The following is a 10,872-nucleotide window of genomic DNA, read 5'->3' on the forward strand; positions in this document are numbered from 1 at the left end:
CGACTACTTCGCCCACTGGCTGGCCACGGGCGCCAAGGCCGATCCCGCGAAGCTGCCGCGGATCTATTTCGTCAACTGGTTCCGCAAGGACGAGCGCGGCAAGTTCGTCTGGCCGGGATATGGCGAGAACATCCGCGTGCTGAAGTGGATCGTCGAGCGGCTGGACGGCGTGGCCGAGGCCGTGGAGACGCCGATCGGCCGGCTGCCGGCGCCGGGCGCCCTGGACGTGAGCGGCCTGGGGCTGACCCAGGCGCAGCTAGACCTGCTGCTCACCGTCGACGTCGACCTCTGGCTGCAGGACGCCGCCCTCATCCCGGCCTTCTACGAGACCTTCGGCACGCACACGCCCAAGGCGCTGTGGAGCGAGTACGAGGCCCTGGTGACGCGGCTGAAGGCGCAGGCGCGGTCGCCGGCCATGGCGGCGGCGGAGTAGGCGGCGAAGACGCCCCCTCCGTCTCGCCGCTGCGCGGCGATCCACCTCCCCCGCGGCGCTGCGCTTGCAGGGGAGGAGCGGTCGGTGCGGTCGCTGCTCCCCCGAGAAACGGGGGAGCTGTCAGCGGACCTATGGGTCCGATGACTGAGGGGGCGACGCCAGCCGCAGGGTGGTGATGGCGCGCCGGCTCAGCCGCCAAACGCCCCAGAACGCGAAAGGCCGGGCGGCGGACCTTGCGATCCGACACCCGGCCAAAGCGACACAGCCCTGGAGAGGCTGACGTTAAACCTTAGCGCAAAGTGCTCTCGCAGGGAAGCCAGGTCCTGATCACGTCTGAGTCAACTTCACCTTAGGCGCGGCTTCAGAGCCGGGTCTCGAATCGCCGGCTGACGGCCACCTTTCCGTCGCGCCAGACCTTGAACTGCGCGGTGTAAGGGCCCGCGGTCCAGCCGGTCGGCGGCTGCTTGCGGCCCACCAGCATGAACCACTGCGCCTTGTCCGATTCCAGCGGGTCGCGCTGGTCCTTGGCCAGCCGCGCGCCGTCCGGGCCGAACAGCTCCAGCTCCAGCCGGTCCCCGGCCTCCAGGCCAATCGCGCGTGCATAGGCCACCACATAGGGCGCCGCCTGGGTCGGCCCTGGGATGCCCCCACGCTCGATGGCCGCCATGTCCAGCTGACCTGACGCGAAGCCGGCGTTCAGCACCGCGCCGCGCTTGTAGGGCATCTGCTGCAGGGCCCGCGCCGACCACAGGGAGCCCTGCGGTCCGCAGGCCTTGGCGGCGTCGGGGGCGAACGGATCGACCACCTTGCCGTCCTGGCGCACGTTGAAGTGCAGGTGCGGGAACTCGGTGTTGCCGGACAGGCCGACCCGGGCGAGCGGTGTTCCGGCCACGACCTGATCGCCGACCTTCACCCGGATGCTGCCCCGGGCCACGTGGCAATACTGGGTCTCCAGGCCGCCGCCGTGGTCAACCACCACGCCGTTGCCGCACTCCTGCGCCGCCACCGGCGGCGCCCCGGCCGCCCGGATCGAGATATCGGCGACCCCGTCGCGCAGCCGCGACACCGATCCCGACGCCGCGGCCAGCACAGCAACGCCTGCGCCCTGCGCGGCCATGTCCGGCACCCTGATGTCGAGCCCGGTGTGGGCCTCATAGGTCTGGCGCCCGCAGCGGTAGTCTTCCACGCCGGTCCCGGCGCGGCGGTCCACATAGTGCTGGATCTCGCAGGTGCGTCCGACCTCGCAGGCCATGGGGAAGGCCAGCGCCGGCCGGTCCGGGGCCGCCACAGTGATGGCGGCGGGCGCACAGCCGGCGATCAGGCTCAGGGCGGCGAGACGGATGGGTCGCATCGGCGGTCGGTCCTTGTTCCGGGCAGGCGCCAGCATGGCCGCCACCCAAGGCGGAAGTTTGCCCTCAGCGGAAGCTGACGCCGCAAAGCATCTGAAGGCGGGCGTCGTCGCCCTTGTAGATGTCCCGCAGGAGATCCTCATCCACCGCGGTCAGCTGCGAACCATAGTCGAACTCGGACCCCACATGCACCGCCCGCGGGGCCGGCGCGGGCGCGGGCGGCAGGCCCAGGAAGTCGCGGACGGCGGCCAGGGCCGGCGCTGGCGCGGCCCTCAGGTCCTCCGAGCGCAGGATCAGCACCTGCTCGCGCGGGAACAGCTCCAGCGCCCTCGCCACCTGCTCCCCATAGAAGCCGCGCTCCACATAGGAATACGCCCGGTGATGGCCCCAGGGCTCCGCCTCGAATAACCGCTGGCGGCCATGCCGGACGCACCAGGCGAAGGGCTGGGTCTCCGCGCCCCGCGCATACTCCATCCGCCAGTGCGACCAGGCCCGCTGCACAGGGTCGCGCAGCATCAGGATCAGCCGCATGTGCGGGTTGTAGGCCGCGACGCGGGCCAGGCTCTGCGGCCAGTAGGCATAGATGGGCGTCGCCTCGCCGCAGGGCCGGCCGGCCGGATCAGGGAACCGGGCATGATAGGCGGCATAGTCCGGCCGGCTCCAGTCCTGGCCCTCATCGTCGAAGAAGTGGACCTCCTTGACCTGCGACAGGGCGATGTCCGGGAAATCACCCAGGTAGTCGAACAGCGCCGTGGTGCCGCCCTTCTGGACGCCGGCGATAAGGAAATTGACGCGGGGCGGCTCAGCCATCCCCCTCACATCCCGCGGCGCGGGGCGCAGGGCAAGCCCCGCGGCCATTGGCGCTTCATAGCGCCCGGCGGACGCGATAAGAGGAGCCTCCACATCGCGGCCGCTTCAGGCCCGCGTCTGAAGGCGAAAGAATGAAGACAGTCATCCTGGCGGGCGGGCTTGGCACGCGAATCTCCGAAGAGAGCCACCTGAAGCCCAAGCCGATGATCGAGATCGGCGGCCGGCCGATCCTTTGGCACATCATGAAGCTGTTCTCGCACTACGGCTTCAACGACTTCATCGTCTGCCTTGGCTACAAGGGCTATGTGGCGAAGGAGTATTTCGCCAACTACGTGCTGCACAACGCCGACATCACCGTGGACCTGGACAAGGGCGCGATAGAGTACCACGCCACCAACCACGAGCCCTGGCGGGTGACCCTGGTGGAGACCGGCGCCGACACCATGACCGGTGGGCGGCTGAAGCGCGTCGCGCGCTACCTCGACCCGAACGAGCCGTTCTTCTTCACCTATGGCGACGGAGTAGCCGACGTGGACCTGGAGAAGCTGGCCGCCTTCCATCGCGCTCACGGCAAGCAGGCGACGGTCACCGCCGTCTCACCGCCCGGCCGCTACGGCGCCCTGGAGATCAACGAGGGACGGGTGGAGCGGTTCATCGAGAAGCCTCCCGGCGACAACGGCCTGATCAACGGCGGCTTCTTCGTGCTGCAGCCCAAGGTGGTCGAGCGGATCGGCGACGACGACTGCATCTGGGAGCAGGAGCCCCTGGAGGGCCTCGCCCGCGAGGGCCAGCTGATGGCTTACCGCCACGATGGCTTCTGGGCGGCCATGGACACCCTGCGCGACAAGAACCAGCTCGAGGCCCTGTGGGCGTCCGGCGAGGCGCCGTGGCGTCGGTGAATCCGGGCTTCTGGGCCGGCAAGCGGGTCCTGCTGACCGGCCATACCGGCTTCAAGGGCGCCTGGGCGGCGATCTGGCTGGCCCGCATGGGCGCACAAGTCCGCGGCCTGGCCCTGCCCCCCGACCAGAAACCCAGCCTGTTCGAACTGGCCGGCGTCAGCGACCTGATCGCCTCGCGCCTGGTCGATCTGCGAAATCCCGATGCGGTGGGCCCGGCGATCGGCGGGGTCGGGGTCGACCTGGTGCTGCACATGGCCGCCCAGCCGATCGTGCGCACGTCGATCGAGGATCCGATCACCACCTTCGAGACCAACGTCATGGGCACGGCGCACCTGTTGCAGGCGTTGCGCGCGCAGCGGGGCCTGGCGGCGGTCCTGGTGATCACCTCGGACAAGGTCTACGCCAACGCCGAGACTGGCCGGGCCTTCGTCGAGGGCGACCCGCTGGGCGGCAAGGACCCCTATTCGGCGTCCAAGGCCGCGGCCGAGATGGTCACCCACAGCTTCGCCCGCAGCTATTTCGAGGCGGCCGGCGTACGGGTGGCCACCGCCCGGGGTGGCAATGTGATCGGCGGCGGCGACTTCTCCCGCGACCGGCTGGTGGCCGATATCGTGCGGGCGTCGCGGGCCGGGGAGGCGGTCACCCTGCGCCATCCGGAGGCGACCCGGCCCTGGCAGCATGTGCTCGATTGCGTGGCCGGCTACCTCTGTCACCTGGAAGCCCTGGCCACGGATGATGCCACCCCCCGCGCGCTCAACTTCGGACCGCGGCCGGGCGGGCCGGAGGTCACCGTTGGCGAGATCGCCACCCTTGGCGTCCAGGCGCTCAACGGCCAGCCGTGGCGCCACGGGCCCGACCCGGACTCCATCGAAGCCCGGTCGCTGGCCATCGACGCGACCCTGGCCAGGCGCGCCCTGGGGTTCGAAAGCCACTACGACGCTCCGGACGCCGTGCGCCTGACCATGGACTGGTACCGCCGCCAAGCCGAGGGCGAGGCCGCGCTCGACTTGTGCCGGGAGCAGATCGAGGGCTACGAAGGCCGCCCATGAGTCCGCCGCCGCTCTGCCGCTTCTGCCGCACCCCGCTCACCCAGACCTTCGTGGACCTGGGCCGCCAACCGCTGGCCAACAGCTACCTGACCCCCGAGCAGCTGCAGGCTGGGACGGAACAGGCCTATCCGCTCCACGCCCGCGTCTGCGGCCGTTGCTTCCTGGTGCAGGTGGACGACGTGGTGCCGGCCGAGGCGATCTTCGACGCCGAGTACGCCTATTTCTCCTCCTATTCGGCGGGCTGGGTGGAACACGCGCGGCGCTATGCCCAGACCATGACCGAGCGCTTGCGCCTGGGGCCGGAGTCTCTGGTGGTGGAGGTGGCCAGCAACGACGGCTACCTGCTGCAGCATTTCGTGGCCATGGACGTGCCGGTGCTGGGGATCGAGCCCACCGCCAACACCGCGGAGGCTGCCCGCGAGCGGGGCGTGCCCACCGAGGTGGCGTTCTTCAATGCAGCCACCGGCCAGATGCTGGCGGCCCGCGGCCAGCGCGCCGACCTGATGGCGGCCAACAACGTCCTGGCCCATGTGCCCGACATCAACGATTTCCTGGCGGGCTTCCGGCACGTGCTGAAACCGCAAGGCGTGCTGACCTTCGAATTCCCGCACCTGCTGAACCTCATCGAGAAGGTGCAGTTCGACACCATCTATCACGAGCACTTCTCTTACCTGTCCTTGCTGGCGGTGGAACAGGTGCTGCGGGCCAACGGCCTGCGCGCCTTCGACGTCGAGCTCCTGCCCACCCACGGCGGGTCCCTGCGGCTGTTCTGCGCGCAGCAGGCCTCCGGCCATGCGGAGACCGACGCCCTGGGCGCCCTGCGGGCGCGAGAGGCTGCGGCTGGCCTGGACCGCATCGAGACCTATGGCGGCTTCACGCCCCGGGTGGAGGCCGTCCGCGACAGCTTCCGGAGCTTTCTGGCCAAGGTGAAGGCCGAGGGCAAGACGCTGGCGGCCTATGGGGCAGCCGCCAAGGGCAACACCTTCCTGAACTACTGCGGGACCACCGCCGCGCAGGTGACGGCGGCCTACGACGCCAATCCGGCCAAGCAAGGGCGCTTCCTGCCGGGCAGCCATGTGCCGATCTTCAGCCCACAGACCGTCGCCGACCAGCGGCCGGACTACGTCCTGATCCTGCCCTGGAACCTGAAGGACGAGGTGATGCGGCAACTAGCCTTCATCCGGGACTGGGGCGGGCGCTTCGTCACCGCCTCGCCGGAGACGCGGGTTCTCGACTGATGCGGTTCACGCAGACTGACATCGCCGGCGTGGTCATCGTCGATGCGGCGCCGCATGCGGACGACCGCGGGGCGTTTGCGCGGCTGCATTGTCCGGAGGAGTTCGCCGCCGCCGGTCATCCCTTGACGCCGGTTCAGACCAGCGTCTCGCGCAACCCAGCGGCAGGGACCCTGCGCGGCCTGCACCATCAGCCGGCGCCCTATGCCGAGGTGAAGCTGGTGCGGGCGGTTCGCGGGCGGATGTTCGACGTGGTGGTGGACCTGCGGCCCGACAGCCCGACCCACCGGCGCTGGACGGCCACGGAGCTTTCGGCGGAGAACTTGCGGGCGCTGTTGATCCCGGTGGGCGTCGCCCACGGCTTCCTGACGCTGGAGCCGGACACCGACGTGCTCTATCAGATCGCCCCGGCCTTCCGGGCCGGGCACGAGGCCGGCGTGCGCTGGGACGACCCGGCCTTTGCCATCGCTTGGCCGGCGCCCCCGCAGGTGATCTCGCCGCGGGACGCCGCCTATCCGGACTACCCGGGCTAAGGATCACGGCGGCGATCTGCTAGATGTGCCGCGCAAGTTAAGGACTGAAGGTACCGCTTCATGGCTCAGGACAAGGCGCTGATCGCGCTGGATCGCATCGCGGGGACGGACGACTGGCGCAACGCCTTCATCCGCCAGCTCATCGCCTTCGAGGCCGCCATCGACGCGCCGGGCGTGGACGTGCGCGAAGAGATCACCGGCCCGCTGGTGGATGCCCTGTTCGACGACGACCAGGTGATCCGCCGGACGCTTTCGACCGGGGTCGTCTTCGAGTTCCTCTACCGCTCCAAGATCGCCCGCGACTTCGTGATGTCCACGCCCGAGGCGCCGGACCATGCCTGGGAGCCGCAGACCAGCCGCATCTTGGTAAACCTGGCCAAGACCGCCAAACAGGTGGTGATCGGCGGCGCCTACTTCGGCGACCACGCCGTGCTGATCGCCCGGGAGATCGCGGCGCGCGGGGGCGTGGTGCACGCCTTCGAACCCAACAGCCAGCAGCGGGGCATGCTGACCCGCAATGCGCAGATCAACGGCCTGACCAACATCGTCCCGCGCCCCGAGGGCTTGTGGCACGACTCCACTACCAACCTGAAGCTGGTGGGCTACGACAGCTTCGCCAGCGCCGAGGCCGCCGAGGCCGGCGCCGAAGACGCCTTCCAGACCGTGACCATCGCCGACTACCTGAAGGCTCAGGGGATCGACCGGCTGGACCTGATCGTGCTCGACATCGAGGGCGCGGAACTGGGCGCGCTAAAGGGAGCGGAGCCCTTCCTGGCGCAGCCAGCCGGCCGGGCGCCCAACGTCCTCTTCGAGGTTCACCGCCATTATGTGGACTGGTCGAACGGCCTGGAGACCACCGAGATCGCCCGCCTGCTCACTGGTCACGGCTATAGCCTCTTCGCGCTCCGCGACTTCAACTCCAACTACGACCTGGCTGGCCGTCCCGTGGAGCTCATCCCCATGGGCGCGATCCACCTGGACGGTCCCCCGCACGGGTTCAACATGGTCGCGGTCAAGGATCCGGCGATCTTCGACGGCCCCGGCTACGCCATCGTGCGCGACGTCTCGCCCAAGCTGCTGCGCCACAAGGACCCGGCGCTGCACCATCCCATCGGAGGCCTCTGAGCCCGGTGCCCAGGCGCGCGACGATCCTGGGGGCCACGGGCTTCGTCGGCAAGCGGCTGCACGCGCGCCTAGCCTCTGACGGCTGGGAAGTGTTCGCCCCGGCCAAGGGTGACCCGGAGGTGTTCAGCCGCGACCTCGGGACCGTGTTCTATTGCGCCGGCCTGACCGCCGACTACGACGCCCGGCCCTTCGACACGGTGGCGGCCCACGCCACCCTGGTCAGCGAGCTGATCCGCGCCGGGCGTTTCGAGCGGCTGATCTACCTGTCGTCGACGAGGCTCTACGACGGCATGGCCAAGGCCACGGTGGACGAAACCCAGCCCTTGGTTTTCGACCCCGCCGACCCACGCCGGGTCTATGACCTCTCCAAGGCGCTTGGCGAGAACCTGACGCTGGCCCGCACCGGCGGTCGCGGCGGGGTGGCCCGGCTGGCCAACGTCTATGACTGGGAGGACGGGGCGCCGGGCTTCCTGTCGGCCTGGCTGATCGCCGCGCGCGACGGCGGCGACCTGACTCTGGACTCCAGTCCGCACGTGGCCCGCGACTACATCCACCTCGACGACGTGGTGGCCGCCCTGGTGGTCATGGCTGACGGCGAGGCTCCGGGAATCGTCAATGTGGCTAGCGGCGAGCTGGTCACCAATGCGCAGATCGCCCAGGTGTTCGCTAAGGCGGGCCGGCGGGTGACCTTCACCGGCGCCGCCCGACCCCCTGCGCCGCCCAACGCCAGCGTCGCCCGGCTGGCGGCCCTTGGCGTGCGGCCCGCGTCGGTCAAGGATGTGGTCGCCCGCTACCTGGGCGAGGGGACCCGCGCTTGAAGCTCCTGGACCACACCCGCGAGAGCCTGATCGCCTACACCACCGCCCAGTGCGCCCACATTGTGCCCGACGGCGGGGAGGCGGCGTTTCGCGCCGCGGTGGACGCGCACCTGGACGAGACGCTGGAGCGGCTGCACCGCTGCATCAACGCCTGCGCCCCCTGGCGGCCCGACCAGTTCAACGTCCTGCAGTCCTCACAGCACTGCATCTACCTGTATTATCTAAGCAATACCATGTGGGCGCGGTCGGGAGAGACCGCCGCCGCCACCCGGATTTTCCTGATGAACAAGGCCTTCAACGGCATCGACCTGTTCTACGAGATCGCCATGCCGGAGGTGTTCTACATAGGCCACAGCGTCGGCATCGTCCTGGCCAAGGCCACCTACGGCAACTACCTGGTGCTCTATCAAAACTCCACCGTCGGGCGGCACAAGGACCAGATCCCGGTGCTCGGCGACCGGGTAGTGCTCTATCCCAACACCGCGGTGATCGGCCGCTCCGTGGTCGAGAGCGACTCCGTCGTCAGCCAGGGGGTAAGCGTGGTCAACAAGCAGGTGCCGTCCGGCGTCATCGCCTTCCCCGGAGCCGCCGGCGAGCTCAGCTTCCGGCCCCGTCCCGCCGACTTCCTGCAGGATTATTTCCGCCTCTAGCGCGCTTTCCCCCGAAGTGGCCGGCGGTTCGGTGTCAGAAGGCGCGACCAAGCAGATGTCTAAGCGTCCGCTCGGCCCACGGCCTTGGCGATCATGTCGTAGAAATCTCTGGCGAAGGCTTCGGGCTGGCCCAGCGGGCTCCGCCGGATCTGATCGCGCAGGCCCTTGCGCAGGGCCAGCAAGCGGTCGCGGTCGGCGGCCAGCGCCAGGGCGGCCTTCAGGTACTGGTCCTTGTCGGTGACGCACAGATCGCCCAGGCCGGCGTTGGAGAGGATCGAGTAGCTCAGCCGCTCATAGAACGCCTCGCCAACCAGGGAGATGAGCGGCACGCCCATCCACAGCGACTCCGCCGTGGTCGTGCCGCCGGTCAGCGGGAAGGGGTCCAGGGTGATGTCCACCTCGTTGTAGAACGGCATGTGCCGTCCCCGGACCGTGTGGAAGATCACCCGCTCGGCGCCGACGCCCTCGGCCTCGAAGTGGGCCAGGATGTTCTTGCGGAAGCTCGCGGAGCTGCCTTCCGGCCGGATCACGGCGAACCGCGAGTCCGGCGTCGCCGCCACCACTCGGGCCCAGGTTTTCAGCACGTCGCGGCTGTACTTGTGCGGATTGTTGGCGGTGCCGTATGTGATGAAGCCGTTGCGGTCCTGCGGCAGGGTCTCGGCCAGCGGGTGGGCGTCGGAGAACACCTGCTGACCCAGCACCAGCCAGGTGTGCGGCATCATCAGCGGGGTCTCCACCAGCAGGTCCGCCGCAGGCGGCACCGCGTAGGGGTCGCACACCAGGAAATCGATCGTCGAAAGCCCCGCGGAGTGCGGATATCCCAGCCAGCTCGCTTGCTGCGGCGCCGGGCGATAGGCCATGACATCGAGCTTGTTCATGTGGGTCGTCCCGCCCAGCTCGATCAGCATGTCCAACTGGTCGTCGGCGATCATCTGGGCGGCCTGCGGTGTGCTGATCTCCGGCTGCCAGCGGAACGCAGTCACCTTGGAGGTGATGAACTCCTGCATGACGTCGATCTGGCCCTGGTAGAACGAGTAGCAGAACACCTCGAAGCGTTCGTTGTCGACGTGCTCGAACAGCGGCGCGGCGAAATAGGCCACTGGATGGCGGCGCAGGTCCGACGACATGAAGCCCAGCCGGATCTTGCCGCCCCTGGGCAGCGGCGGCGGACGGTGGACCGGCCGCGTGGCCGCCAGGGCCTCCACGTCGCGGCCCCAGATGCGGTGCTGTTCGAGGAGCTCGAGCCGGTCTTCGTGGGTCTCCACGCGGGCCAGTTGCTTGAGCAGCGCGGTGTGGCGCCCGCTCTCCGCCCAACCGCGGCCCAGGGACTTGAAGTCGCCGAGCTCGGCGAGGCGGTCGAAGTCGCAGACCCGGATGAAGACCTCGTTCAACACCTTGGTGTGCCCTGGGGTAAAGCGGCCCTTGAAGCGCAGCGCGGTGAGAGCGAGCTGGTAGGACTCCTCGATGTGGCCGCCCTCGTCGCCGGTGCGGGTCCGCTCCAGGTCCTCGATCAGCTGCATCAGGTAATCGGGATTCTCCGGCTCCAGGGCGACGGCCTTGCGCAGGTGCACGTTGCCGCGCTCACGGTCGCTGTCGGCGAGCAGGCCACCCAGCTGGAAGTGCAGCCAGCCCTGGTCATCGTGATCGGGCAACAGCCCCACCAGATAGGCCTCGGCGGCCTGGTACTGGCCGGCGCGGCGCAGGATGATGGCCTTGGCCTCCATCAGCCGCGGGTCGCCGGGGTTGGCGGCCACGGCGCGCTCGCACATCGCCAGGGCCTCGTCCTTGCGGTGCTCCTCGTTCAGCGCGCCCACCTGATCAAGCCAGGCATCGACAAAGTCCTTCTTCAGCGACACCGCCTGGCGGGCGCGGAACATGGCTTGGTCACGCTTGCCCTGCAGCATCAGGGCGCGGCCCAACTGGCGTTGGAACTCCGGATTGCGTGGATCCTGCCGGGCCAACTTCGCGAAC

At 69.2% G+C, this 10,872-nt stretch carries 11 protein-coding genes; 8 read left to right on the top strand and 3 right to left on the bottom strand.

Annotation, left to right across the window (positions count from 1 at the left end):
- Positions 1–433 (top strand): phosphoenolpyruvate carboxykinase domain-containing protein (locus ACLL81_RS05215; protein ID WP_411287284.1); only part of this gene is annotated, 433 nt, incomplete at its 5' end.
- Between the two features lie 361 nt (positions 434–794).
- Here ACLL81_RS05215 and ACLL81_RS05220 read toward each other — a convergent pair.
- Together ACLL81_RS05220 and ACLL81_RS05225 are read right to left on the bottom strand one after the other, a co-directional pair.
- On the bottom strand, positions 795–1,784 hold the full coding sequence (locus tag ACLL81_RS05220) for a M23 family metallopeptidase (RefSeq protein WP_411287285.1): 990 nt from the start codon (positions 1,782–1,784) through the stop codon (positions 795–797).
- 64 nt (positions 1,785–1,848) lie between these two features.
- Positions 1,849–2,592: a sulfotransferase domain-containing protein gene (locus ACLL81_RS05225; protein ID WP_411287286.1), complete on the bottom strand. Its 744-nt coding sequence runs from the start codon at positions 2,590–2,592 to the stop codon at positions 1,849–1,851.
- 131 nt (positions 2,593–2,723) lie between these two features.
- Here ACLL81_RS05225 and rfbF point away from each other — a divergent pair, with 131 nt between their 5' ends.
- The 7 genes from rfbF to ACLL81_RS05260 are packed head-to-tail and all read left to right on the top strand — an operon-like array spanning position 2,724 to position 8,901.
- Positions 2,724–3,491 (top strand): glucose-1-phosphate cytidylyltransferase, encoded by a 768-nt coding sequence (gene rfbF, locus ACLL81_RS05230; protein WP_411287287.1) that lies wholly within the window; start codon positions 2,724–2,726, stop codon positions 3,489–3,491.
- A complete protein-coding gene (rfbG, locus tag ACLL81_RS05235) occupies positions 3,479–4,540 on the top strand; it encodes a CDP-glucose 4,6-dehydratase (RefSeq protein WP_411287288.1) in 1,062 nt (353 codons plus the stop codon). Before rfbF ends, rfbG begins: the two co-directional genes overlap by 13 nt.
- Positions 4,537–5,778: a methyltransferase domain-containing protein gene (locus ACLL81_RS05240; protein ID WP_411287289.1), complete on the top strand. Its 1,242-nt coding sequence runs from the start codon at positions 4,537–4,539 to the stop codon at positions 5,776–5,778. Before rfbG ends, ACLL81_RS05240 begins: the two co-directional genes overlap by 4 nt.
- Positions 5,778–6,308, top strand: coding sequence for a dTDP-4-dehydrorhamnose 3,5-epimerase family protein (locus ACLL81_RS05245; RefSeq protein WP_411287290.1), 531 nt, complete (start codon positions 5,778–5,780; stop codon positions 6,306–6,308). Before ACLL81_RS05240 ends, ACLL81_RS05245 begins: the two co-directional genes overlap by 1 nt.
- 60 nt (positions 6,309–6,368) lie before the next feature.
- Entirely contained in the window at positions 6,369–7,433 is a 1,065-nt protein-coding gene (locus ACLL81_RS05250; protein WP_411287291.1) for an FkbM family methyltransferase, read from the top strand.
- Positions 7,434–7,438: 5 nt separating this feature from the next.
- Entirely contained in the window at positions 7,439–8,251 is an 813-nt protein-coding gene (locus tag ACLL81_RS05255; protein ID WP_411287292.1) for an NAD-dependent epimerase/dehydratase family protein, read from the top strand.
- The gene (locus tag ACLL81_RS05260) at positions 8,248–8,901 is read left to right on the top strand and encodes a hypothetical protein (protein ID WP_411287293.1); all 654 of its coding nucleotides are present in this window, start codon (positions 8,248–8,250) and stop codon (positions 8,899–8,901) included. The genes ACLL81_RS05255 and ACLL81_RS05260 overlap by 4 nt, the downstream gene beginning before the upstream one ends.
- Positions 8,902–8,960: 59 nt before the next feature.
- On the opposite strand, the gene ACLL81_RS05265 is transcribed toward ACLL81_RS05260, so the two are convergent.
- A partial coding sequence (locus ACLL81_RS05265) for a tetratricopeptide repeat protein (protein ID WP_411287294.1) occupies positions 8,961–10,872 on the bottom strand: 1,912 nt, incomplete at its 5' end.

The organism is Phenylobacterium sp., from assembly GCF_046590535.1.
In the GTDB taxonomy this organism is placed as follows: Bacteria; Pseudomonadota; Alphaproteobacteria; order Caulobacterales; family Caulobacteraceae; genus Phenylobacterium.